The organism is Stenotrophomonas sp. WED208, from assembly GCF_040984485.1.
Taxonomy (GTDB): domain Bacteria; phylum Pseudomonadota; class Gammaproteobacteria; order Xanthomonadales; family Xanthomonadaceae; genus Stenotrophomonas; species Stenotrophomonas riyadhensis.
In genome coordinates, this window is sequence record NZ_JAZARB010000002.1 from 284,957 (window position 1) to 309,569 (window position 24,613).

General features: G+C 66.1%; 24 protein-coding genes. 10 read left to right on the plus strand and 14 right to left on the minus strand.

Going from position 1 to position 24,613, the window contains the following annotated elements:
* The first annotated feature begins 57 nt into the window (after positions 1 to 57).
* Complete coding sequence (phhA, locus tag VPH47_RS20865; RefSeq protein WP_110710638.1) at positions 58 to 951, plus strand: phenylalanine 4-monooxygenase; 894 nt, start codon at positions 58 to 60, stop codon at positions 949 to 951.
* A gap of 110 nt (positions 952 to 1,061) precedes the next feature.
* Here the strand turns inward: phhA and VPH47_RS20870 are convergent, their stop codons facing one another.
* Positions 1,062 to 2,117 (minus strand): LacI family DNA-binding transcriptional regulator, encoded by a 1,056-nt coding sequence (locus VPH47_RS20870; RefSeq protein WP_110710637.1) that lies wholly within the window; start codon positions 2,115 to 2,117, stop codon positions 1,062 to 1,064.
* 239 nt (positions 2,118 to 2,356) lie between these two features.
* On the opposite strand from VPH47_RS20870, the gene VPH47_RS20875 reads away from it, so the two are divergent.
* The 5 genes from VPH47_RS20875 (at position 2,357) to VPH47_RS20895 (ending at position 8,275) form a co-directional block, all read left to right on the plus strand.
* Positions 2,357 to 2,947 carry a cysteine dioxygenase family protein gene (locus VPH47_RS20875; protein ID WP_088023016.1) on the plus strand — a complete coding sequence of 197 codons (591 nt, stop codon included), beginning with the start codon at positions 2,357 to 2,359 and terminating at the stop codon, positions 2,945 to 2,947.
* 116 nt (positions 2,948 to 3,063) lie between these two features.
* Positions 3,064 to 3,702, plus strand: a complete 639-nt coding sequence (gene eda / locus VPH47_RS20880; protein WP_057501592.1) for a bifunctional 4-hydroxy-2-oxoglutarate aldolase/2-dehydro-3-deoxy-phosphogluconate aldolase — start codon at positions 3,064 to 3,066, stop codon at positions 3,700 to 3,702.
* 96 nt (positions 3,703 to 3,798) lie between these two features.
* Complete coding sequence (gene adhP, locus VPH47_RS20885; RefSeq protein ID WP_368851727.1) at positions 3,799 to 4,827, plus strand: alcohol dehydrogenase AdhP; 1,029 nt, start codon at positions 3,799 to 3,801, stop codon at positions 4,825 to 4,827.
* Positions 4,828 to 4,954: 127 nt separating this feature from the next.
* On the plus strand, positions 4,955 to 5,353 hold the full coding sequence (locus VPH47_RS20890) for a hypothetical protein (RefSeq protein WP_368851761.1): 399 nt from the start codon (positions 4,955 to 4,957) through the stop codon (positions 5,351 to 5,353).
* A gap of 168 nt (positions 5,354 to 5,521) precedes the next feature.
* The gene (locus tag VPH47_RS20895; protein WP_368851728.1) at positions 5,522 to 8,275 is read left to right on the plus strand and encodes a TonB-dependent receptor; all 2,754 of its coding nucleotides are present in this window, start codon (positions 5,522 to 5,524) and stop codon (positions 8,273 to 8,275) included.
* A 99-nt stretch (positions 8,276 to 8,374) separates the two neighbouring features.
* Here VPH47_RS20895 and VPH47_RS20900 read toward each other — a convergent pair whose 3' ends face one another.
* Positions 8,375 to 8,773 (minus strand): hypothetical protein, encoded by a 399-nt coding sequence (locus VPH47_RS20900; RefSeq protein WP_032954739.1) that lies wholly within the window; start codon positions 8,771 to 8,773, stop codon positions 8,375 to 8,377.
* A gap of 146 nt (positions 8,774 to 8,919) precedes the next feature.
* Between VPH47_RS20900 and VPH47_RS20905 the strand changes: the two genes are divergently transcribed.
* Positions 8,920 to 9,264 carry a hypothetical protein gene (locus VPH47_RS20905; RefSeq protein ID WP_368851729.1) on the plus strand — a complete coding sequence of 115 codons (345 nt, stop codon included), beginning with the start codon at positions 8,920 to 8,922 and terminating at the stop codon, positions 9,262 to 9,264.
* Between the two features lie 154 nt (positions 9,265 to 9,418).
* On the opposite strand, the gene VPH47_RS20910 is transcribed toward VPH47_RS20905, so the two are convergent.
* Positions 9,419 to 11,509: a TonB-dependent receptor family protein gene (locus VPH47_RS20910; RefSeq protein ID WP_368851731.1), complete on the minus strand. Its 2,091-nt coding sequence runs from the start codon at positions 11,507 to 11,509 to the stop codon at positions 9,419 to 9,421.
* A 171-nt stretch (positions 11,510 to 11,680) separates the two neighbouring features.
* Here VPH47_RS20910 and VPH47_RS20915 point away from each other — a divergent pair, with 171 nt between their 5' ends.
* The 3 genes from VPH47_RS20915 to VPH47_RS20925 all read left to right on the plus strand — a co-directional run bounded on the left by VPH47_RS20915 (position 11,681) and on the right by VPH47_RS20925 (position 14,993).
* Positions 11,681 to 12,883, plus strand: coding sequence for an amino acid aminotransferase (locus VPH47_RS20915; protein ID WP_088022996.1), 1,203 nt, complete (start codon positions 11,681 to 11,683; stop codon positions 12,881 to 12,883).
* A gap of 277 nt (positions 12,884 to 13,160) precedes the next feature.
* Entirely contained in the window at positions 13,161 to 14,177 is a 1,017-nt protein-coding gene (locus tag VPH47_RS20920) for a class 1 fructose-bisphosphatase (protein ID WP_014035428.1), read from the plus strand.
* A 108-nt stretch (positions 14,178 to 14,285) separates the two neighbouring features.
* On the plus strand, positions 14,286 to 14,993 hold the full coding sequence (locus VPH47_RS20925) for a 2OG-Fe(II) oxygenase (protein ID WP_019337497.1): 708 nt from the start codon (positions 14,286 to 14,288) through the stop codon (positions 14,991 to 14,993).
* Between the two features lie 56 nt (positions 14,994 to 15,049).
* Here the strand turns inward: VPH47_RS20925 and VPH47_RS20930 are convergent, their stop codons facing one another.
* From VPH47_RS20930 to VPH47_RS20980, 11 genes are all read right to left on the minus strand, one after another.
* Positions 15,050 to 16,141, minus strand: a complete 1,092-nt coding sequence (locus VPH47_RS20930) for a PA0069 family radical SAM protein (protein WP_368851732.1) — start codon at positions 16,139 to 16,141, stop codon at positions 15,050 to 15,052.
* A 142-nt stretch (positions 16,142 to 16,283) separates the two neighbouring features.
* Complete coding sequence (locus VPH47_RS20935; RefSeq protein ID WP_368851733.1) at positions 16,284 to 17,027, minus strand: pyridoxine 5'-phosphate synthase; 744 nt, start codon at positions 17,025 to 17,027, stop codon at positions 16,284 to 16,286.
* Positions 17,028 to 17,036: 9 nt separating this feature from the next.
* Positions 17,037 to 17,306: a hypothetical protein gene (locus VPH47_RS20940; protein ID WP_153856648.1), complete on the minus strand. Its 270-nt coding sequence runs from the start codon at positions 17,304 to 17,306 to the stop codon at positions 17,037 to 17,039.
* Positions 17,307 to 17,346: 40 nt separating this feature from the next.
* Positions 17,347 to 18,807, minus strand: coding sequence for a cardiolipin synthase (gene cls, locus VPH47_RS20945; RefSeq protein WP_368851734.1), 1,461 nt, complete (start codon positions 18,805 to 18,807; stop codon positions 17,347 to 17,349).
* Between the two features lie 160 nt (positions 18,808 to 18,967).
* Complete coding sequence (locus VPH47_RS20950; RefSeq protein WP_005411740.1) at positions 18,968 to 19,381, minus strand: biopolymer transporter ExbD; 414 nt, start codon at positions 19,379 to 19,381, stop codon at positions 18,968 to 18,970.
* A 3-nt stretch (positions 19,382 to 19,384) separates the two neighbouring features.
* Positions 19,385 to 19,810 carry a biopolymer transporter ExbD gene (locus tag VPH47_RS20955; protein WP_005411739.1) on the minus strand — a complete coding sequence of 142 codons (426 nt, stop codon included), beginning with the start codon at positions 19,808 to 19,810 and terminating at the stop codon, positions 19,385 to 19,387.
* A gap of 62 nt (positions 19,811 to 19,872) precedes the next feature.
* Entirely contained in the window at positions 19,873 to 20,634 is a 762-nt protein-coding gene (gene exbB / locus VPH47_RS20960; protein WP_153856646.1) for a TonB-system energizer ExbB, read from the minus strand.
* Between the two features lie 94 nt (positions 20,635 to 20,728).
* Entirely contained in the window at positions 20,729 to 21,286 is a 558-nt protein-coding gene (locus VPH47_RS20965) for an energy transducer TonB (RefSeq protein ID WP_176433112.1), read from the minus strand.
* Positions 21,287 to 21,540: 254 nt separating this feature from the next.
* Positions 21,541 to 22,728 carry a lipopolysaccharide assembly protein LapB gene (locus VPH47_RS20970; protein ID WP_049447424.1) on the minus strand — a complete coding sequence of 396 codons (1,188 nt, stop codon included), beginning with the start codon at positions 22,726 to 22,728 and terminating at the stop codon, positions 21,541 to 21,543.
* A 132-nt stretch (positions 22,729 to 22,860) separates the two neighbouring features.
* Entirely contained in the window at positions 22,861 to 23,667 is an 807-nt protein-coding gene (locus VPH47_RS20975) for a M48 family metallopeptidase (protein WP_153856645.1), read from the minus strand.
* A gap of 71 nt (positions 23,668 to 23,738) precedes the next feature.
* On the minus strand, positions 23,739 to 24,584 hold the full coding sequence (locus VPH47_RS20980) for a CPBP family intramembrane glutamic endopeptidase (protein WP_197611641.1): 846 nt from the start codon (positions 24,582 to 24,584) through the stop codon (positions 23,739 to 23,741).
* Between the last annotated feature and the right edge of the window lie 29 nt (positions 24,585 to 24,613).

Sequence of the window (24,613 nt, forward strand, 5' to 3'; positions counted from 1 at the left end):
AACCCTGTTGCGCGCGCCCTGCCCTAGCATCGTGGGTATCCCGTCAAGGAGTGCCCCATGGACCTCGCCCAGCCCCGCCGCGTCGAACACCAGCAGACCGACAAGGGCTACGTGCCGGTGTATACCACCGCGCTCGTCGAGCAGCCGTGGGACACCTACAGCGCCGACGACCACGCCACCTGGAGCACGCTGTACCAGCGCCAGCGCGAACTGCTGGTCGGCCGCGCCTGCCAGGAATTCCTGGATGCACAGGACGAGATGGGCATGAACGCGCACATGATTCCGCGCTTCGACCAGCTCAACGAAGTACTGGGCGCGGCCACCGGCTGGACCCTGGTCGGCGTCGAAGGCCTGCTGCCGGAACTGGATTTCTTCGACCACCTGGCCAATCGCCGATTCCCGGTGACCTGGTGGATCCGTCGCCCGGACCAGATCGACTACATCGCCGAACCGGACCTGTTCCACGATCTGTTCGGCCATGTGCCGCTGCTGATGAACCCGGTGTTCGCCGACTACATGGAGGCGTACGGCCGTGGCGGCGTCAAAGCCCACGCGATCGGCCCGGACGCCCTGCAGAACCTGACCCGCCTGTACTGGTACACGGTGGAGTTCGGCCTGATCGATACACCCGACGGCCTGCGCATCTACGGTGCCGGCATCGTGTCGTCGAAGGGCGAATCGCTGTACTCGCTGGAATCGGCCGCGCCCAACCGCATCGGTTTCGACCTGCAGCGGATCATGCGCACGAAGTACCGCATCGACACCTTCCAGAAGACCTACTTCGTCATCGACAGCTTCGAACAGCTGATGCAGGCGACGTCACCGGACTTCACCCCGATCTACGCGGCACTGTCTGACCAGGCGCATCTGCCGGCAGGCGATGTGCAGGGCGATGACCGCGTGTTCCAGAAGGGCACCGGCGAAGGCTGGGCCGACGGCGGCGACGTGTAAGCCCACGGCGCACAGCACTTCGCACTGAAAAGAAAACGGCGCACCTGGATGCGCCGTTTTCGTTGCTGCCTGCCTGCACCGTCACGGCAGCGCAGGCGAGGGCAGGGCGATCAGGCGTCCACGGCCCGGCAGGAACCGCGCACCATCAATTGCGGATGCACGCTGGTTGCGGTCGGCGCATCCGGCACGTCGGCCTGCACCAGCATCGCCGCCGCCACGCGGCCGATGTCGGACACATGGCGACGCACCGAGGTCAGCGGCGGCCACAGCCGCGACGCCAGCGGGCTGTCGTCGTAGCTGACGATCGACAGCTGCTGCGGCACCGCGATACCCGCACGCAACGCCACCTGGTACACGCCGGCGGCCATTTCGTCGTTGCCGGCAAAGATCGCACTGGGCCGTTGTCCGCCCATCAGCAGCCGTTCGGCGGCATGCACGCCCGACTCGAACGTATCGCCCGCTTCCAGCACGCGCTCACCCGGCAGGGTCAGGCCCACCTGGGCCAGCCGGTCGAGGAAGCCATGAGTGCGCTCGCGTGCGGTACGGCGATCGCCCGGACCGGCAATCACCGCGATATCGCGGTGGCCGAGCGAGAGCAGGTAGCCCGCTGCCGCGGCTGCACCGTCGCGATCGTGGGTGACCACCGCCTGTGCCTCGTCATCCGACACATGCGCGTTGATGCGGACGTAGCGGCATTCGATGCCGTCGAGCATCTCCGTCAACGCGGCCGACTCGGAGGCACGCGGGCCAAGGATCACGCCGTGCAGCTTCTGCTGCTGCACGAAGCGCCGCACACCGTGCGCACAGTCCGGAGACTGGCTGTCGCAGGGATGCACCACCAGCTCATAGCCGGTGCCGCGCAGCGCTTCCAGCGCGCCATGCTGCAGATCGACGATGCATTGGGCGCCCGGGTCGTCATACACCAGGCCGATCAGGAAGGAGCGGCGGAACGCGAGGCCGCGCGCCAGCGGGTCGGGCACGTAACCGACCTCGCGCATCAACGCCTCGACCTTGTCGCGGGTGTCTTTGCGCACCAGCGGCGAGTTGTTGATGATTCTTGAAACCGTTTTCTTGGAAACTCCCGACAGTCGTGCGATGTCGTTGATCGTGGCAGCCTTGCCCTTCGATGCCGGCAACGCGGCATCGCTAATAATTCGCACTGACATGTATAGAACCAGGTAAGTCGGAGAAGTCTAGCCTTGGGCCCGGTGGGCGCGAAGTTGCGGAATGTCGCAGCGGATGTGGATCGTGTCGTGTTCGACCGGCCCGGCTGCGTGAGGTTCCATTGTGATCGCTCTACTGGATGTGCATCTGAACCGTTCTTCCGCGCGTGTTCACCCTGAATGCGGACGCGACGCGCGCGAACGCCAACATTCCCTTAACCAGGCTCCGCTACAGTCGGGGCATGGACCTGCAGACCTCTCCGTTTCCGGCGTTCCGTGGCCGCGACCGGTTGATCGCCGCAGTCGACGCGGCGATGACCTCCGGTGATGCCGAACGCATCACCGCCGACCTGCAGCTGGCGCTGCAGGAAGCCATCGCGGACAGCCGCATCGAATTGCCCGAGTGCGTGCACCGTCCGGTCAGTGATCATTACGCGCGACGCCCGCTGTACCACAGCCGCGAACACGGCTACAGCGTGATTGCCATGAGCTGGGGCCCAGGGCAGGGCACGCCGCTGCACGACCACGATGCCATGTGGTGTGTGGAGGGAGTGTGGTCAGGCGAGCTGGAGATCACCCGCTATGAACTGCTGGAGTGCGCCGGCGAGCGCTGGCGTTTCCGCCGCCACGCCGTGCTGCGCGGGGGCTGCGGCAGTGCCGGCAGCCTGATTCCGCCGCACGAGTACCACACCCTGCGCAACGCCAGCGACGAAGCACTGGCGATCTCGGTACACGTGTACGAGGCACAGATGGAGCGCTCGGCGGTGTTCGATCCGCTCGGTGGCGACTGGTACCAGCGCCGCATCCAGGCATTGCAGGCCGACCCGGCCTGAGCCGGGGGCAGGGCGGGGCACCACCAGCACCGTCGTGAGCCACGTGGCATCATGCGCCGCTGCGCTGCCGGACCCGGCGGCGATCCGCGATGCCCGGTCGGGCAAGGAGCAAGACGATGTCCAGCGCTGATCCGCGCCTGCGCGCGCTGTTGAAGCTGGCACCGGTGATTCCGGTGTACACCCCCGAAGATGTGAATGAAGCGGTCGAAGTGGCCCAGGCGCTGTTCCGCGGTGGCCTGCCGGTGATCGAAGTGACACTGCGCACGCCGCAGGCGCTGGATGCGATCAAGGCGATGGTCGAGGCCGTGCCCGATGCCGTGATCGGCGCCGGCACGGTACTCAATGCCGCGCAGATGCAGGCAGCGAAGCAGGCCGGTGCGCGTTTCGCCGTATCCCCGGGTGCGACACCGGCGCTGTATGCCGCCGCACGCGATGCCGACCTGCCGTACCTGCCCGGTGCCGCCACCGCCTCGGACCTGATCCTGGGCCTGGAGCACGGCCACGACACCTTCAAGTTCTTCCCGGCGGTGCAGGCCGGTGGCGCTGCGCTGCTGGCGGCCTGGCACGGCCCGTTCGCCGATGTGCGCTTCTGCCCGACCGGCGGCATCAGCGCGCAGACTGCGCCGCAGTTCCTGCACCTGCCCAACGTGCTGTGCGTGGGCGGCTCGTGGCTGACCACCCCGGCGCTGCTGCAGACCCGCGACTGGGATGCGATCGAGCGCCTGGCCCGCGAGGCGTCAGTGCTGGCCAGCTGAACCTGCTGCACGAATCGTCAAAGGTTTGATCGTGATCAAAGCGCCGGCCTCGTGCCGGCGTCATTCTGTGGGCAAGCGCACTACGGAGATCCGAACATGAATTCAACCATGAAGGCCGCTGTCGTGCGTGAGTTCGGCAAGCCACTGGTGATCGAGGAAGTCTCGGTACCGCGCCCGGGGGCGGGCGAGGTGCTGGTCAAGATCGAGGCCTGTGGCGTCTGCCACACCGACCTGCACGCCGCCGAGGGCGACTGGCCGGTGAAACCGAACCCGCCGTTCATCCCCGGCCACGAGGGCGTGGGGCACGTCGTGGCCGTGGGAGGCGGGGTAGGGCACGTCAAGGAAGGCGACAGGGTCGGCATCCCCTGGTTGTACTCGGCCTGTGGCCATTGCGAACACTGCCTGGGTGGCTGGGAAACGCTGTGCGAGACACAGCGCAACACTGGCTACTCGGTCAACGGCGGCTTCGCCGAGTACGCACTGGCCGATGCCAACTATGTCGGCCTGCTTCCGAAGGAAGTAGGCTTCGTCGAGATCGCGCCGGTGCTGTGCGCCGGCGTGACCGTCTACAAGGGCCTGAAGGTCACCGACACCAGACCCGGTGACTGGGTGGTGATTTCCGGCATCGGTGGCCTCGGCCACATGGCCGTGCAGTACGCACGCGCGATGGGCCTGAACGTAGCCGCGGTGGACGTGGACGACAACAAGCTGGCGTTGGCCCGGCAGCTCGGCGCGCAGATCACCGTCAACGCGCGCACCACCGACCCGGCCGCATTCCTGAAGAAGGAAATCGGCGGCGCGCACGGTGTGCTGGTCACTGCGGTGTCGCCGAAGGCGTTCGAGCAGGCACTGGGCATGGTGCGCCGTGGCGGCACGGTCTCGCTCAATGGCCTGCCGCCGGGCAACTTCCCGCTGGACATCTTCGGCATGGTGCTCAACGGCATCACCGTGCGCGGCTCGATCGTCGGCACCCGGCTGGACCTGCAGGAGTCGCTGCAGTTCGCCGCCGAAGGCAAGGTCGCGGCCACGGTCAGCACCGACCGCCTGGAAAACATCAACGACGTGTTCGCGCGCATGCACGCGGGCACCATTGAAGGCCGCGTGGTGCTCGACTTCGCCGCCTGACCGCCTGTGCATGGCCGCCGTCGCTCCGTTCCCCTCTCCCACGGACGCGGCGGCCATGCCTATCCCTGGACGGTGCCGACCGCTGGCCGGCAACCCCAGGCACTTCGCGCAGCCGTACAATGCGCGCATGCCCGGCCTGCTCAAGACCCTGTTCCTGTCCATCGTCGCCCTGATCGGCGGCGTGCTGTCGCTTGCGCTGGTCAGCAGCGTCGCCAGCTGGCTGCCACCGCTGCTGGGCCTGTCGCCGGGCGACAACAGCGTGCAGCTGGGGTGGGACCTGGCCTTCAGTGTGCTGGGCGGCATCGCCGGCATTTCCTTCGCCACCTACTACGCACCGTGCTGGCCGCGTTCGCATGGGTTCTCGATCTGGTCACTGATCACGCTCGGCTGCGGCTACGCGATGTGGACCGCAGGCGCGGATTTCCCGCTGTGGTTCGTCATTTCGCTGCTGGCGTCACTGCCGCTGCAGCTGCTGGCCGGCTGGTGGTTCGGACGCCGCGCCTCGCGCAGCGCAACACAGGCTTAATAATTCCTCCCTAGGCTCGGTGCGCGCCGAACGTCGGCAACGCGACGCAGGGGCCTGCTGCACGGTTATCCGGCAGGCGCGACGCACGTCACCACAGGGAACCGGGGAATCCATCCGATGCGTCACCAGATCCGGGAGGCTGCCGCTGCAGCCCCTCATGCGAAGCGTTTGTCCCGTGCCGTGCACGCCGTGCTGATCGGCGGCCTGGCCGTGCTGCCGGTCGATGCCATGGCCGAAGCCGAAGAGGCCGACGGCGATACCCGTGAACAGCTGCAGCAGCTGGACACCGTGACCGTCAGTGGCAGCTACGCGAAGAGCCTGGAGCGCGCGGTCGATCTGAAGCGCGCCAACATCGGCTTCTCCGATTCGATCGTCGCCACCGATGTCGCCGATTTCCCCGAACAGAACCTGGCCGAGGCGCTGCAGCGCATGCCCGGCGTCACCATCGAACGCAACAAGGGGCTGGGCAGCAAGGTCAGCGTGCGCGGCCTGCCCAGCGAGTTCACCCTGGTCTCGATCAACAACCTGGCCACCGCCTCGGGCAGCGGCGGGCGTGATGTGCAGTTCGACATCTTCGCCTCCGATGTCGTGCAGACCGTCACGGTGCAGAAGTCGCCCACCGCTGCGGACGAAGAGGGTGGCATCGCCGGTTCGGTCTACATCGAAACCGCCAAGCCGTTCGACTACGCCGAGCCGAAGTTCAGCGCCTCGGCCGAGGCCTCGCACAACTCGATCAACGGCAAGGTCGACCCGAAGATCTCGTTCCTGGCCAGCGATACCTGGGGCAACTGGGGCGGCCTGGTGTCGTTCTCCAAGGCCAAGCGCAGCAACCGCACCGATTCCAATTCCGGCATCAACTTCCGCCCGATGGGCCGCTTCCTCGAAGCGGCTGGCTCGCGTTCGTCGCAGGCCGCGGCCGTGCTGGCGCGTGATGCCGGCATCGTGGTGAAGAACCGCATGGACAAGGACGAGACCAGCCGCATCATCTTCCAGGACAAGGTCGGTGATCGTGTCTATCTCAACGAGCAGGACCAGTGGGGCGCGACTGCATCGCTGCAGTTCAAGCCCAGCGAAACGTTCTCGCTGAGTTTCGACGCGATGCTCGGCGGCTACGACACCCATGAGGACGAATACGATGCGGCGGCCTACTCGGCGTCCAGCCGCAGCACGCTGGACCGCATCTACGACTACGACCGCACCACGCTGGGCGACCATGGCATCACCGTGCTCAAGGACGTGGCCTACACCGCCACCCAGCACGAGATCCTCAGCAAGGACCGCAACGCCAACACCGACTATCGCCAGTTCAGCAGCAAGCTGGACTGGAAAGTGGGCGGCTGGGACATCGATGCGCTGGTCGGCTACTCCGGTGCACGCAGGGATTCGGACTACGCCAACCTCAAGCACGTCGCCTATGCGCCATCGCGTACGCGCTGGACCAGCAACGGCGGTGAAACGGTGCCGAGCAGCACCGGCGGTTTCGACATGTACAACGCCGCAGACAAGTACCTGTTCGAGGCGTACGAAACCGAAGTGGAGAAGGTGAAGGACGACAAGTACGCCGCACAGCTCGACCTGCGCAGGCAGATGAATCTGGCGTTCTTCCCGGCATTGAGCGCAGTGCAGTTCGGTGCGCGCTACACCGACAAGACCAAGCAGCGCGAGTTCGGCAGCGGCAAGATCCAGGGCCCTTCTGCCGGCAGTGCAGCGTGGGTGAACAAGCGCACGCTGGCGGACAGCAATCCGATGTGGATCAACCAGCTGGCACCGGGTGGTGCCTACCGCCCGAGCGGTCTGGACTGGCAGCAGATCTCCAATGCCTACGCACGCGCCACCTTCCGCTATCCCGGTTATGCGACACCCCTGGACCCGGGCCAGTATTACGAGGTCAAGGAGAAGACGCTGGCGCTGTATGCCATGGCTGATTTCTACTTCGACATCGGCCACGTACCGGTGTACGCCAATCTCGGCGTGCGGTCGATCGATACCGACGTCGACTCCTCCGGTTTCCATCCGGTGCAGAAGCCCGATGGCAGCAGCGGCTTCACCGCCACGCCGATCTCCAGCAGCGGCGATTACAGCAAGCTGCTGCCCAGCTTCAACATGACCGCCGAGATTGCCGAGGGCCTGGTCTTGCGCGGTGCGGCGTCGGAAACGCTGATGCGTCCGTCGCTGACCGACATCGCCTACCGGCGCACGGTCAGCTGGAGCAGCTTCCGCTTCATGGATGGCAATCCGGCGCTGAGGCCGACCACGGCGAAGCAGTGGGAAGTCGGCCTGGAGAAGTACCTGCAGAACGGTGGCCTGCTGGCGGCGTCCTACTTTTCCAAGAAGATCGATGGCGTGGTGCGGCAGTCGCTGACCGGCATCGTGCCGAACGTCGAGAAGCTCAACGCCAACGGTTCACTGGATGGCTACTACGACTTCGAGGTGTACCAGCCGGTCAATGCCGATGGTTCGTACAAGGTCAGCGGCGTGGAACTGGTCGCGCAGCTGCCGCTGTCGATGCTGCACCCGGCGCTGGAAGGGTGGGGCATCAATGCCAACTACACGCAGCTGGACAACTCGCTGACCGGCGCATCGGATCTCTCGATCCCGACACCGCCGGAGGGGCTGGCCGAAAAGGCGTACAACTTCACCCTGTACTACGAGAACGACCGCTTCAGCGCGCGCGCCTCGTACAACTACAAGGACAAGTACGTCGAGTACATCCACCTCAACATGTACCCGGTCTACCGCGATGCGTATGGCCAGCTGGATGCATCGCTCGGCTTCCGTCTGAACGACACCTGGAAGCTGAACCTGGAAGCGATCAACCTGCTGGATGAAAAGACCAGCGGCTATACGATCGACAAGGCGTTCCCGACCCAGTACGAGTTCTCCGGGCGCCGCGTTACCTTCGGCATCCGCGCGGACTTCTGATCGATGCAAGGGCGGCGCTTGCAGGCGTCGCCGTCCGGTAGTTGCCGGCCGCTGGCCGGCAACTACGACACACCTGAGCGTGTACGCAGAACCCCAGCGTTACTGCAGCAACGGCCTCACCGCCGCCGCCGGAATATGGTCCAGCGCGCGCCAGGCGTCTTCCACCACCGGCCGCGCCTGCGACCAGCTCAGCCGCGACTGCCCACGCATCTGTTCCCAGTGCTCGGCCAGTTCCTCGCAGGTATCGGCAGCGTCGCCACGCGGCCAGTCAGCGGCGTGCGTGGTCAGCGCGAAGGCATACACCGGGCACAGGTCACGCCAGTTGCGGTGGTTCTGCCCGCGACGCTCTTCGTAGTCGCTGAGCATGTACTGCAGGTAGTCCTGCGCCACCGCCTGCGGATCCTCATGGCGGCGCGTGCGGCGCTGCGCGGTGCGCTGGCCGAGCGGATCGAGCAGGGCGTTGAACACGGACGGTGCGGGTCGTTCAAGACGGGGCATGGCCGGCTCCTGCAGCGGGGGCGGGTGGGCAGGAATACGCGCGGTGGCGTTACCAGCGGGTGAGCGAGATGTTCATGACGCCAGGTTCGCGGCGGCTTTACCTGCAGGGCGGTGTAGTGGGAGCCCCGAGCGCAGGTAGCCAGACCATGAGCCGAGAGACCTCCCGCGACCCGCTGCGCGCGAACCATCCGCCCATTCCCGGCGAGCAGCGCGGCAAGCGCGATGCCGACAACGCCGACTACCGCGGCACCGGCGCACCGTTCTTCGACGCCGAGCACGGTGACGACCACCTGCCGGTGAAGCATGTGGCTGAACAGGCCGCCCAGGACCGCAAGGACGGCGGTGACCGCCATCGTGGCGGCCAGGAAAGCCCGCTCAAGCGGCGTGAACGCAAGCAGCGCGCCAGCGACAACCAGGACGAGGCGCTGGAGGAGACGTTCCCGGCCAGCGACCCGACCTCGCCGTTCGTGCCGGCCAAGGCCCCCTACTGACGGGTAGTGCCGGCCGCTGGCCGGCAACCTCCTGACGTCCTGCACGGCGCGATTCTGGCCAGGGCCCCCGATTTACGGGTAGTGCCGGCCGCTGGCCGGCAACTTCCTGACGTCCTGCACGGCGCGATGCCGGCCAGCGGCTGGCACTACCCCTTCAGCGCCACGACCATTGCAGGCCGACGTTGGCCCGCCGTCCCGGTCCCGGCTCGTAGAAGCGGCCATTGCCGTCATTGACGATCACCGAGCCGATGTAGGCCTGGTCCAGCACGTTCTCCAACCGTGCGAAGGCGCGCAGTTCGCCACCCGGCAGCGTCCAGCGACGGCCGGCTTCCAGATGCAGTAGGGCGAAGCCGGGCGCACGTTCGGTCGCCACGTCGTTGACCATGGTATCGCTACTGGCCGAGGCCTCCAGCGCCCACTGCCAGTCGGCGGGGGACCACTGCAGCCTGGCGAAGGCCTGCTGACGCGGTACCCCGGGAAGGCGGCTGCCGGCAGCAACCAGGGTGTTCGAGGTCAGGTACGGCGAACGCACCTCCGCCTGCAGCCAGGTCCACGCCAGCTGCAGCTCCAGCTGCTCGGCCAGCGGCTGTCGGTACTGCAGTTCCACACCCTGGCGGCGGGTGCGGCCGATGTTGCGATAGGTGCTGCGCCCACCAGAATTGCTGGCAACTGCCAGCTCATCGTCGGTATCTGCGCGGAACAGGCTGATATCAAGCTGGGTTCCATCCTGTGCGTGCCACTTGCTGCCTACCTCCAGATTGCGGCTGCGTGCAGCGGCCAGATCCAGCGCCAGACCGGCCAGGCCATCGGCGCGATACCCCAGCTCGTTGAAAGTAGGGGTCTCGAAACCCCGGCCCACGGCGGCGTGCAGCCGCCACTGCGGGTTGGCCTCGAAGCTGACGCCTGCCACCGGCGTAGTCGCCTGGTAGCGGCGGCGGCCGCTGTCGTCCGGGTTGCGATCGGTGATGTAGCGGTCATTCGATTCGAATCGCACGGCGCTGTGGCGCAGCCCAGCCAGCAACGACCAGCGCGGGCTCCATTGCCACCAGGCCTGGGCGAACTGGTCCACGTTCTGCACCGTGTCGATCTGGTCGCGGCGCAGGCGCCCGCGCACGCCGAGGGCGCTGCCGATGAAGTTCTCGTAGCCGGTGCGGTGCTGGCGCTGGCGGTCTGCGCTGAGCCCGGCCACCAGGTCCAACGGTCGGCCGGCGAGGTCGCCGTGCCAGCCCCAGCGCGCGTCCAGTCCACCATAGCCGCCCTCCAGATCGATCACCCCGCCGGCATGCAGCGGGTTGGCCTGGGCGGTCGGCGGAATCGGCAGGTATTGCGTCACCGTGCGCTGGCCGGCATAGCCCATCAGCTGCCAGCGCTGCGCGCCGGTTTCCCGGGTCCAGCGCAGACCGGCCTGCTGCTGGCGCACCGATTTGCGGGTGTTGTACTGGTGCGCCACGGCGGTGGCCTGGCGCGGATCCGCCGCCACCTGGGCGCGGCTCAGGCCCAGCGGGTCCTGCGCATCGGGGGCATCCAGCGCATTGAGCAGCAGCTCCAACCGCCCACCGCCCAGATCACCACCGATGCGCGCATTGAGCGATTCGCGGCGCGCACGGCTGTGGTCGCGCCAGCCATCGGTGCGGAAGTGGTTGGCGGCGATGTTGTAGTCCAGCCCGTGGCCTGCACCCTTCAGTTGCGCACCGACACTGAGCGTGTTGTCGGCGCCGGCATTAAGGCGCAGCCGCCACGGGTCGCCGGCCTGGCCCTGTCCGCTCCACACCTGCAGCACGCCACCGGAGGAATTGCCGTACAGCGCCGAGAACGGCCCGCGCAGCACCTCGATGCGTTCGGCGCCCAACAGGCTGGCGTGCGACAGCTGGCCCTGGCCATCGGGCATGGTCGCCGGCACCCCGTCGATCAACACCCGCACCCCGCGCACCCCGAAGGTGGAGCGCGCACCGAAGCCACGGATCGACAGCTGGGTGTCCTGTGCGAAGTTCTGCCGGTCGCGCGCCAGTAGTCCCGGTACGCCGGCCAGCGCCTCGGACAGCTGTGCGCCGGTGCCGGCACGGCTGGCGTCGATCCAGACCGTGTCCTGGCTGGCCGGCAGCGCGAACGGGCCGATGCCCGGCACCCGTGCAGCCTGCACCTGCACGGCGGGCAGGGCGGTGGGCGCAGGCTCGGCCATGGCCGCCAATGGCGACAGCAGCAGAGCGGACAACGGCAGGCAACGGCGGCGTGCGGCAGGATTCATGATTCAGGTTGATGGATCGGGCGGCAACGCACGCCATGGTACGGGGCGGCAGATGACGATGGCGGCGGCCAGCCCCGGCAGGCTTTGTTACGATGGGCTGTTTCCGGCCCCAAAGCCGTAAGCCGCGTGGCGCAATTCCTCCCCCTTTCCGTCTACCGAACGAGTACCGCCGTGTCCTTCTTTGCAAACGTGGAACTGGTCCCAGGCGACCCGATCCTGGGCCTGACCGAGGCATACAACGCCGACAGCCGCCCGACCAAGGTCAACCTGGGTGTGGGCATCTACTACGACGAGAGCGGCCGCATTCCGCTGCTGCGCGCCGTCAAGCAGATCGAGCAGCAGCTCGCCGCTGAAGCCAAACCGCGCGGCTACCTGCCGATCGATGGCCTGCCGGCGTATACGCAGGCCACGCGCGAGCTGGTGTTCGGCAAGGACTCGCCGCTGCTGGCCGCCGGCCGCGTCACCACCGCACAGACCGTCGGTGGCAGCGGTGCGCTGCGTGTCGGCGCCGACGTGCTGAAGAAGCTGCTGCCGCACGCCACCGTTGCGCTGAGCAACCCCAGCTGGGAAAACCACCGCGCCGTGTTCAGCGCGGCCGGCTTCGAGGTGGTGGACTACACCTACTTCGACCCGACCACCCATGGCGTCAACTTCGACGGCCTGCTGGCCGACCTGGGCAAGCTGGACGCCGGCACCGTGGTGCTGCTGCACGCCTGCTGCCATAACCCCACCGGCGCCGACCTCACGGTCACCCAGTGGAAGCAGGTCGCGCAGCTGCTGAAGGAGAAGCAGCTGTTCCCCTTCATCGACATGGCCTACCAGGGCTTCGACAAGGGCATCGAGCAGGACGGCGCCGCCGTGCGCATCATCGCCGAAGCCGGCATCGACAGCTTCATCGTCGCCAACTCGTACTCCAAGTCGTTCTCGCTGTATGGCGAGCGCGTGGGTGCGCTGTCGATGGTGGCGCCGACCGCCGCTGACGCCAAGGCCGTGCAGTCGCAGGTCAAGCGCGTGATCCGCACCATCTACTCCAGCCCGTCCACCCACGGTGCCGCGCTGGTGGCCGGCGTGCTGACCAACCCGGAACTGCGCGCGATGTGGGAGCAGGAGCTGACCGAGATGCGCGAGCGCATCCACGCCCTGCGCCAGGGCCTGGTGGAGAAGCTGGCCGCTGCCGGTGCCCCGCAGTTCGGCTTCATCAACGAACAGGCCGGCATGTTCTCCTACTCCGGCCTGAGCCGTGAGCAGGTCGAACGCCTGCGCGACGAGTTCGGCATCTACGCCGTCGGCACCGGCCGCATCTGCGTGGCCGCGCTGAACCAGAACAACCTCGAGTACGTCGCCAAGGCCGTGGCCACCGTCGCCAAGGGCTGAAGCAACGCTCAAGTGGCTTGAAGACAAAGGCGCCGAAAGGCGCCTTTGTTCTTTGGTCACGGTTGCACCCAGGGTTGCTGTAGAGCCAAGCCTACGCTCGGCTTGCGCGGTATGACGGACGAAGCGCAGCCGAGCGCGGGCTCGGCTCTACAGAAGCAGAGTGCCCCGTTTCTACAGCGCAACGCATCTGGAAACGATTACGCCTTCCCGCGATCACGCACGGCCCCGCCATACGGGCGACAATAGGCGTTTTCCCGCTGCCGAGACCTGCCCGCTCATGTCCCGTACTTCGTTGACCCGCTTCCTGATCCAGGAACAGCACGCCGGCCGCATCAATGCCGACCTGCGCCAGCTGATCGCGGTCGTCGCCCGCGCCTGCACCAGCATCTCCATCGCCGTCAGCAAGGGCGCCCTCGGTGGCGTGCTCGGCGACGCCGGTACCGGCAACGTGCAGGGTGAAGCGCAGAAGAAGCTGGACGTCATCAGCAACGAGATCCTGCTCGAGGCCAACGCCTGGGGCGGCCACCTCGCCGCCTGCGCCTCGGAGGAAATGGACCACAGCCAGCCGGTGCCGGACATCTATCCCCGCGGTGATTTCCTGCTGCTGTTCGATCCCCTCGATGGCAGCTCCAACATCGACGTCAACGTCTCCGTCGGCACCATCTTCTCCGTGCTGCGCTGCCCGACCAACGTCGAGCTGCCGGGCGATGACGCGTTCCTGCAGCCGGGCAGCAAGCAGATCGCCGCCGGTTACTGCATCTATGGGCCCAGCACCCAGCTGGTGCTGACCGTCGGCCATGGCACCCACGCCTTCACCCTGGACCGCGAGAAGGGCGAGTTCGTGCTGACCACCGAGAACATGCAGATTCCGGCGGCCACCCAGGAATTCGCCATCAACATGTCCAACCAGCGCCACTGGGAAGCGCCGATGCAGGCGTACGTCGGCGACCTGCTGGCGGGCAAGGAAGGCGCGCGCGGCAAGAACTTCAACATGCGCTGGATCGCCAGCATGGTCGCCGACGTGCATCGCATCCTGACCCGCGGCGGCATCTTCATCTACCCGTGGGACAAGAAGGATCCGTCCAAGGCCGGCAAGCTGCGCCTGATGTACGAAGCCAACCCGATGGGCCTGCTGGTCGAACAGGCCGGCGGCGCTGCCTGGACCGGCCGCGAGCGCATCCTCGACATCCAGCCCGACCAGCTGCACCAGCGCGTGCCGGTGTTCCTCGGTTCGCGCGAGGAAGTGGCTGAAGCCGTGCGCTACCATCACGCACACGACGACGCACAGGGCTGACGGCCTATCACCTGACAGCGGTCATGGCAGTTCGATGACATGACCGTGGGGTGACACCGAGGGCGGCAAACGGCACCATCAAGCCGTTGCCGCCTAAGGAATGCACGCATGCACGAGCAGGGCCCGGTCGATTTCATCGAAGTCATCCACAACGCCGTCCCCAGCGAGGTCTGCGCGGCCATCGTTGAACGCCTGCGCGCCACGCGTGGCCTGCAGCCCGGTGCGGTGGGCAGTGGCGTGTTCCCGGAACTCAAGCACAGCAAGGATCTGCGCATCAGTGGCCTGGACGGCTGGCAGGATGTCGACCAGCAGCTGCAGATCGCGGTGTTCAACGGCCTGCTGACTTATCTACGCCGTTATCCACAGGCGTTGATTGCGCCGCTGATGTTGCAGATCCAGGACAGCAACGGCCAACCGCGACGCCTGTCTGCCGAGGACTTTCCCGACATGCCGCCGCAGCAGCTGGCCGATCTGGCCCGCACCTGCCTGCGCCCAGGCGCGATCAACCTGCAGTGGTACGCGGCAGGCGAGGGCGGTTACCCGTACTGGCATTGCGAGCTGTACCCGAAGGATGCGCAGGCCGAGACCCTGCACCGGCACGTGCTGTGGACGCTGTACCTCAACGACGACTTCGACGAAGGCGAAACCGAGTTCCTGTTCCAGGGCCGCAAGATCGCGCCACGTACCGGCAGCCTGCTGATTGCGCCGACGGCGTTCACCCACACCCATCGCGGGAATCGACCACAGGGTGGCGACAAGTTCATCGCGACGAGCTGGATCCTGTTCCAGAGTGCGCAGAAGCTGTTTGGGGGGTGACGTCGAGCTGCACGTCGGGCTCGGATGTAGAGTCTTGCCATGCTCGACTGATGGACTCAGAACAACGACCCCTGCGGCGTATCCTTCTTCGGCGGCAGCGGCTTCAGGAACCGGCTGCAATCCAGCTTCGGCCAATGGCTGTTCTGTGCATTGAATCCCAACCGCTTGCGCGCCAGCTTGAAGCGGTTGTTCAACAGTTCGGCATATACGCCCTGGCCACGCATGCGGGTGCCGAACTGGCTGTCGTAGTCCTTGCCGCCGCGCAGTTGCTGGATGGTGCTCATCACGTGTGCGGCGCGATCGGGATGATGCGTATCCAGCCAATCGCGGAACAGCGGTGCCACTTCCAGTGGCAGGCGCAGCAGCACGTAGCCTGCGGTGCTGGCACCGGCATCGTGTGCGGCCTCCAGCACGGCTTCCAGCTCGCTGTCGTTGATCCACGGAATCACCGGCGCCACCATCACGCCCACCGGAATGCCAGCTTCATGCAGACGCTTCATCGCACGCAGCCGTGCATGCGGCGCTGACGCGCGCGGCTCCAGCTTCGCGGAGAGGTGCGGGTCCAGCGAGGTCACCGAGAAATGCACGCTGACCAGGTTCTCCGCGGCCAGCGGTGCAAGCAGATCGATGTCGCGCTCGACCAGTGCGTTCTTGGTGATCAGCGAGAAAGGATGCTTGGTCTCCAGCATCACTTCGATCAGTTGGCGGGTCAGCTTGAACTTGCGCTCGATCGGCTGGTACGCATCGGTGTTGATGCCCAGCGCAATCGGCTGCGGCACGTAACCCGGCTTCGACAGCTCCTTGCGCAGCAGTTGCGGCGCATTGGTCTTGGCGAACAGCTTGGTCTCGAAATCCAGGCCCGGCGACAGATTCAGATAGGCATGCGAGGGGCGTGCAAAGCAGTACGAGCATCCATGCTCGCAGCCGCGGTACGGATTCACCGACTGGCTGAAGCCGACGTCCGGCGAATTGTTGCGGGTGATGATGCTGCGCGCGGTTTCGGCACGCACCTCGGTGCGCAGGCGCGGGGCGAGGAATTCCTCACTCTCGTCGACCGCCCAGCCGTCGTCCACCGCCTCGCTGACGGTGCTTTCAAAGCGCCCGGCAAGGTGGGACGTGGAACCTCGGCCCTTGATCGCGATACCCATTGCGGCAGGGTACGTCGAGGCTGTCTCATTGGCTGCGACGGCCGCCTGAAGGGTTCAGGACTGTGCTGAGCCGAGCATGGGCTCGGCTCTACAATTGATGCAGAGACCTTGTAGAGCCGAGCCTAGGCTCGGCTGCAATGCATCAAAGCAGCGCCAGGTACCCGCGCACCGTGGCATCCAGCCCGTCGTACAGCGCTTCGCCGATCAGCGCGTGGCCGATCGACACCTCCAGTACCTCTGGCACGTGGGCCAGGAACTCGCGGAGGTTGTCCTGCGACAGGTCGTGGCCAGCATTGACGCCCAGGCCGACAGCCTGCGCTCGTCGAGCAGCAGTGGCGAACAACGCCAGCATCGCATCGGCATCGCCAGCCGCATGCGCCTCCGCATAGGGCCCGGTATACAGCTCGATGCGGTCCGCACCCACTTCGGCCGCCTGCTCCAGCAGCGGGTTGCCCGCGTCGACGAACAGGCTGACCCGGCAACCCATCGCCTTCAGGTCGGCCACCAGCGGGCGCAGGCGCTCGGCATCGCGCTCGAAGTCGAAGCCGTGGTCGGAGGTGATCTGGCCGTCGCTGTCAGGCACCAGGGTGGCTTGCGCCGGGCGGGTCTGCGCGCACAGCGGCAGCAGGCCGGGGTAGCCCTCTCGCGGCGGCGCGAACGGATTGCCTTCGATGTTGAACTCCACGCCTCGGGCGCGGGTCAGCGTGGACAGGGCCAGCACGTCCTCGGCGGTGATGTGGCGGCGGTCCGGTCGCGGGTGCACGGTGATGCCATGCGCACCGGCATCCAGGCAAGCCTGGGCGGCACGCACCACGTCCGGTTCGGCGCCGCCGCGCGAATTGCGCAGGACGGCGATCTTGTTGACGTTGACGCTGAGCTGGGTCATGGAACGGGACTACTTGGAAAGAGGGGACGGATCGTGGTCGGTGGCGTCATCATTGCGCCGGGCCTGGGCCTGCTCGCGCAGGCGACGCAGTTCCTCGGCATCGACCAGGGTGGCGGGGTCGCGCTGCAGGTCGCCGAAGCGGGCCACATAGCGGCCACGTACCCAGGCCAGCAGGAAGGCGAGGGCGGCCAGCAGGCACAGGCTCATCAGCCCGGCGCTGGGCGTCTTCAGCGCGAAGGCGAAACAGCCCAGCGCCAGCAGCAGGTACAACCAGTACATAGTCGGGCTCCCCGGATGATCGCCGCAGTGTAGCGCTGCGTCAGAGCAGCGGCGAGGCCAGCCGCGCGAAGGCCTCCGGCAGGCGGTGCAGCCACAGCGAGCGGCCGGCCTGGTCATGCACGCGGGTGGCGCGGTCGAATTCGCCCTGCAGCAGTTCGGCCAGCGCGGCGACACGGTCACGGTCGCTGATCATCATCGACAGCTCGAAGTTGAGCCGGAAGCTGCGGTGGTCGAAGTTGGCACTGCCGACAATGCAGACATCGTCATCGGCGATGAACGCCTTGGTATGCAGCATGCGCGGGCCGTACTCGTAGATCTTCACGCCGGCGTGCAGCAGCTCGTCGAAATAGGAGCGTGCGGCCTGGGTGACGAACCAGGAATCACTCATCTTCGGTACCAGCAGGCGCACGTCCAGTCCGCCCAGTGCGGCCGAGGTCAGTGCCATCCGCGCCGCTTCGCCGGGCACGAAATAGGGCGTCACCAGCCACACCCGCGCGTGCGCTTCCTGGATCGCCGCCACGTGCAGGCGGTGAATGGTTTCCCAGCCCGAATCCGGGCCGGACACCAGCACCTGGGCGCTGATCGGTCCATCCGCGCGCAGTGGCATGTCGGCCGGCCACAGGCGGGCGATGTCGAAACGGGAGTGGTCCTGGCCACTGGCATACAGCCAGTCCTCGGCGAATACCAGTTGCAGGCTGCGCACCACATGGCCGCGGATACGCATGTGCAGATCGCGGTAGGCGTCCGACTTGCGGCTCTCGTCTTCGTCGTCGGTGATGTTGATGCCACCGGTGAACGCCAGGCGGCCATCGACGATCACCAGCTTGCGGTGGGTGCGCAGGTTCAACCAGGGGCGCTTGAACGGCTTCAGCAGCTGCCGCGGGTGGAACCAGACCGCCTCCCCGCCGGCCTCCAGCAGGGGCTGCAGGAAGCGGCGGGGCAGGGCCGACGATCCCACGGCATCGAGCAGCAGGCGCACCTGCACACCGGCGCGGGCGCGCTCGACCAGGGCATCGCGCAGGGCAGTGCCAGCGTGGTCCGGGTTGAAGATGTAGTACTCCAGATGCACGTGGTCGCGCGCCTGTGCGACCGCTTCCAGCAAGGCGGCGTAGGTCGCCGCACCGTCCACCAGCCAGGTCACTTCGGTGGCACTGCTCGGTGCCAGTCCTGTCGTGGCCTGGGCGATCTTCGCCAGCTCGGTGCAGTCGGCATCGGGCGGGCAGACATCGCTGTAATGCTCCATGCCCGAACGCGCGCGGCCACGGCGCAGGCGCTGCCGCTTCACCTTCTGCGGGCCCAGCAGGTAGTAGATGAAGAGGCCCAGGTAGGGCAGCAGCGCCAGTGACAGGATCCAACTCAGCGTGGCGACCGGCTCGCGCTTCTGCAGCATGATCCAGCCCGCCAGCGCGAACAGGTACAGCAGGTAGGCCACCGCCAGGATCGTGCCGAGGTGGGCGATGCCGTCGAGCCAATGGCGCAGGGAGTCGAAGAGGGCGAGCATCCGCCGATCATAGCGGCGGATGCTGCCTGTTGGGGTCAGATCCCTTTTCCGCAGAAAAGGGGATCTGACCCCGATGGGACCCCTCGGGCACAAAAAAAGACGCCCCTGTTTCCAGGGGCGTCTGCAGTCGCGTCATGACTGTTGTATTGCGGTGTTGCGATTACTGCTGCACAAAACCGATCTTCTTCATCTGAGCATTCTTCGCGGCGGCCAGAACCTTGGCCATCACGTCGTACTCGGAATCCGGGCTGGCGTCGATGCGCAGTTCCGGCTGGTTGGTCGGGTCACGCTGGACCTCCTGCTCCATCCGCTGCTGCAGCTCGCTGGTATTGATCGGGCTGTTGTTCCACGAGACCTGGTTGCTGGCGTCGATCTTCAGTTCGATCGGCGGCGGCGGTTCGACCAGCTGCGGCGGTGGGTTGAGCACGCGCTGCGGCAGGTCCACGGCGATCGGGTACGTCATGATCGGCGCGGTCACGATGAAGATGATCAGCAGAACCAGCATCACGTCCACGAGGGGCGTGACGTTGATGTCTGCCATGGGGCCCTTGCCACCACCACTACTGAATGCCATGGCTTATTGCCCCTTTTCTTTGGTCGCGACGAAGCCGACGTCCAGCATGCCCTGCTCCTGCGCGACCTTGGTCAGGTCGTTGATGACGCGCATCTTGGTGGTGCGGTCACCACGCAGGTTCAGCGGCGGCTGCGGGGTCTGCTGGGCGGCGGTCGCCAAGCGCGACTCGAGAGTCTGCTTGTTGATCTCTTCGTCGTTCCAGTAGATCGAGCCGTCTTCCTTGACTGCCAGGGTGATCGGTCCGGAACGCTTTTCAGCATCTTCCGGCTTCTGGATCAGGTTGGCTTCCGGCAGATCCACCTTGACCTTGTGGGACATCAGGGGCGCCGTGATGATGAAGATGATCAGCAGCACCAGCATCACGTCCACGAGGGGCGTAACGTTGATGTCGGCCATGGGGCCGCCGCTGTTACCACTACTGAAAGCCATAACGGGCTCCGTCTAGATCTTGGTGACTACTTACGTTCGTCGCAGGGTGACGCGCGCCGCAATTAGCGGACGCGCGAGCCGGTGGCGAAGAAGTCGTGCAGGTCGTGCGCGAAGGTATCGAACTTGCTGATGGTCGCGCTGTTGATCTTGCTGAAGAAGTTGAAGGCGAACACGGCCGGGATCGCGACGAACAGACCGATCGCGGTCATGATCAGCGCTTCACCCACCGGGCCGGCAACGGCGTCGATCGAAGCGGAGCCGGTGGCACCGATCTTGATCAGCGCGCCGTAGATGCCCCACACGGTACCCAGCAGACCGACGAACGGAGCGGTCGCGCCGACGGTGGCCAGCAGGGTCATGCCCGACTGCAGCTTGTTGCTTTCGCGGGTCACGGCCTGACGCAGGGCGCGGTCGACGAACTCCGAACGGCTCAGGTTTTCACCGACGCCGCCGGAAGCACCGCCTTCAGCGCGCTGGTGGTGGGCAGCAGCCTGGGCAGCGTCCAGGGCGATCTTCGAGAACGGCTCGGAAGCCGGCTGTTCTTCCATCGCACGGATGGCGTCCTGCGCGTTCGGGGTGTCCCAGAACAGGCTGACGACGCGATCAGCGGCGCTCTTCAGGCGGGTGGCACGGAAGATGTTGATGACGGTCCAGTACCAGGACATGGCCGACATGGCGATCAGGGTCAGCAGCACGACCCAGGAAACCGCGAAATCACCCGGCTTGGTGGTCATTTCGTGGATCAGGTGCTCGAAGCCCATCTGCGACAGGGCGTTGGACGGATTGCCCCCGGCAGCAGCGGCGATGAAAATTTCCTGCAGCATGACGCTTACCTTTGTTGTGTGTGGTGATAAAGGGTGTAGCTAAGCTAAACAATCGAACCGGGAGCGGGGGTGGCCAGGCGGCCACCCGGACGCATCAGTTCAGCGCAAAGTTGACCGGGACGCGAACGCGACCTGCCGCCTTCTTACCGCCAGATTCAGCGGCGTTGAAGCGCCACTTGCGAGCTGCTTCCATCGCAGCACGGTCCAGGTCGCGGTTACGGCTGGACTTTTCCACCGTGACATTGGTGACGTTGCCGCTGGCATCGACATCAATGATCAGGATCACTTCGCCCTGGATACCAGCGCGGAAGGCTGCCGGCGGGTAGCGCGGCGGATTCATGGCCTTCGACGAGATGTCCACGCTGGCCTCGATCGAGGTCGCAGGTGCCGGCGGCGCAGGCGGCGACGGCGGGGTGACGATATCGTTCGGACGCGGTTCCGGCACATCCACGACCGGCGCCTGCGGCGGCGGCGGGACCGGCGACGGCTTCGGCGGCGACAGATTCTTCACCGGCGGCGGCGGAGTATCGGTCGGCGGCGGCGGCGGCGGCGGCGGGGGCGGCGGCGGCGGCGCATCGACGATGGTCACCATGACGTTGCGCTCCTTCTCCGCAACGGCCTTGGGAGCCACGGCGGGAATGAGGAGCATCATGAAGGCGGCCAGATGCAGGGCAATTACAAACGCGATGCCGACGATGCGAGGCCAGCTCAGCCCCTTGTCATCGGGTTGTTCGTACCGGTGAACGACTAGTTGTTCCGTCATGCGCCAAGAGCTCAATAGTGGGGCCGGGATGCCGGGGGCGGAATCCCTGATCAGCGGTGCATGACACCGCAGGAACCTCCAAGCTTATACCAATCCTGAGCGCCTGCGCATCAACTGAGCAGGCATTCAGGCGTTATTCCTACTTACTTCAGGTTGATGATTTTTTTGGCATCAGCCTGGTTCTTCACACCCTTCGCCAGCGCCTGCTGGGCGGCCTGCTTGGCCTCCGGGATGCGACCTTCGGCATGCAGGACGCGTGCCAGGTTCAGGTAGGTCTCACCGTCCTTGGACAGCGGGGCAGCCTTCTGCCACGCATCGATCGCCTGCGGCACCTGGTCGGAGTAGTAGTAGGACTGGGCCAGCGCCAGGTAAACCTGGTAATCCGGCTTCAGGATGCCCTTCTGCAACCCTTCGTTGATGACCGCGATGACGTCCTTTTCCTTGTGCTCGGTGTTGGCATAGATCGAGTACAGCTGCTTGTACTCGCGCTCTTCGGTGAGCTGGCCGCTGCTGCGCAGCTTGTCCATCACCGCGGCCGCCTTGTCCATCTGGTCGGCCTGCATGTACATGCTGGCCAGGTTCAGCTGGGCCTTCTTGTCGTTCGGGTTCTTGGCGGCCAGGGCCTCGGCTTCCTTGACCGCTTCACCGGACTGGCCGGCTTCGGACAGGGCCGCCATCAGCAGCTGGTTCCAGTTGTCCTTCGGTTCGGTCGAGCCGGCGATGGCCTGCTTCAGCACCGGAATCGCTTCCTGGTAGCGCTCCAGCTGGTACAGCGCCTGGCCCTTGGCGATCAGCTCTTCCGGCTTGGTCGACTTGCTCTCGGCGAAGTACTTGTCGAGCGTCGCCAGGCCTTCAGCGGTCTTGTCTTCCTGCAGCTCCAGCTGGCCCAGCATCAGCATCGACTGGAAGTGGCCGTTGTTGTCCAGGCCGTTGAACTGCAGGACCTGCTTCAGGTAGGCGATCGCCGCAGCGGTGTCGTCGGTCTGGTACGCGGCCTGCGAGGCCAGCTGCGCAGCCAGCGACTTGTCGTACTCGTTCGCGGCGCTGTCGGCCAGGATCGCGTCGGCCTGGGTGCGGGTCTCCGGGAACTTTTCCTTGTTGTAGCTGTCGATCATTTTCTGCAGCTTGCTGCCGAGCTTGGCCGAAGCCTTGACCGTCGGCTCCTGGCGGGTCGCGTTCGGGTACAGCACCTCGGCCTTGGCCTGCTTGCCGCCGCGGTTGCCACGCTCGGACGAGCGCGAGGACTGCGCGAAGGCATCGGTGACCACGGCGCCGGTCAGGGCGGTCGCGACGAGGACGGAAAGCACAGCTTTGTGGTTACGGAAAATCATCGTTCACCTCGATCGAACCGCCGGTTAGCGGCAAAGTCGGACTGTCAGAAAAATCTGAGCCGCCAAACGTATCAGAAACAGATGGCGTGAGAAATCGTTTTATGTGCTGCAATACAGCATGAAACTGCGCACTCATCCGCACTTTGGCCGCAGCCCGGCCGCCTGCGCCTGCTGATAGACCGGCGTCAGGGCCGGTGCATCGCGTCGCAGTTCCTGGATCCGGTTGGCCGGGTCGGGGTGGGTGGACAGCCATTGTGGGCTGCGACCGCCACTGGCGGCCATCATGTTCTGCCACAGATCGACCGCCTGTGCCGGGTTGAAACCGGCCTGGGCCATCAGTCGCTGGCCGATCACGTCGGCCTCGCTCTCCTGGGTACGCGAGCCGGGCAGCAGGAAGGCGGTCTGCGCGCCCATCCCGCCAAGCTGGTTCACGGTGCTGGCCGCCCCCTCGCCGTAGGCGGCGCCGGCGAGTGCACCGAGCACGGCCAGCCCGGTCTGCGCGCCCATCTGGCGGGTGATGCGCTCTTCGTGGTGGCGGGCGATGACGTGGCCGATTTCATGGCCGATCACGGCAGCCAGCTGGTCCTGGTTCTTCGCGACGGTGAAGATGCCGGTGTTCACGCCGACCTTGCCGCCGGGCAGCGCGAAGGCATTGGGTTCCTTGTCCACGAACACCGCGGTCTCCCACCGTACGCCACGGTACTGAGGCGGCAGCTGTGCGACCAGCGCGTTGACCACGCACTGCACGTAGCCGTTCTGGCGCCCGTCGGTGCTGATCTTTTCCTTCTGCTTGGTTTCGGCGAACGCCTGTGCGCCGAGCTGGTCCAGCTGCGCCTGCGATACGCCGCCCACCATCTGCCGGCGGCCGGTCGGGGAGGTCGTGGTCGCGCAGGCGCTGACCAGAGTGGTGATGACAAGGGCCAGCAGCAGGTGTTTCATGGAAGCTCCCCCGTGTTCATGTGCGCAGTGTGTAGCGTAACGGCTTAATCTTTCGTCAAGCGGACACGGCGTTACGTTGACCCCAGGAACACCATCGCTGCAAGTGCGACAGCGTTGTTCAGCGCATGCGCGGTGATCGCCGCCCACAGCGTACCGGTGCGCTGGTAGAGCCAGCAGAACGCGGCGCCCATGCCGCCATAGACCAGCCACAGCTGGGCCATGCCCAGCAGTGAATTCTTGCTCAGGCCGGGCACTTCGTGGACCAGGGCGAAGGCCAGGCTGCTGAGGATGATGCCCAGCCAGGGGCGGCCTGCCTGCCACAAGCGCCCGAACAACACACGGCGGAACAGCAGTTCTTCATAAGCCGGGGCGAGCACCACCGCGAACAGCACCAGGAACAGCGGGAAACGCGCGATCGCGTTCTGCATCAGTTCCACGTTGGTCGGTACCGGCTCGATGCCGAACTGCTTGGCCAGGAAGGCGATGCCGTTGCTGCCGAGCACGATCAGCGTGGCCACCAGCAGGGTCCAGCCCCAGGTCGAGGGACGCCGCAGTGCCTGGCGGGAGGCGAGGCGTTCGTCCGCATTGGCGGGACGGCGCCAGAAGTACAACAGCAGTGCGGCGCCTCCGGTAGCGATCAATGCCATCAGGATCTGCGCCAGGGCACCCGGCTGGCCAACCGCCGCGCCGACCGCGTCAGGCGACAGCACGCCGCCATTGGCCTCCGCATTGGCACGGCTGACCATGATCGCGCGGTAGAAACCCCAGAAAAGCCCGGTGACCAGGCTCAGGCCGAACAGGGTGATGGCGGCAATGCCCAGGTCGATGAAGAAGCCCGCCAACGGGGAGCCGGCACGCGGCGCGACCGAGGCCGGTGGAATCGGGGGCGGGGCGGAAACCGGGGCGGATGCGGACATCAGGTACCTGCGTTCAAGGGTCGAAGGCC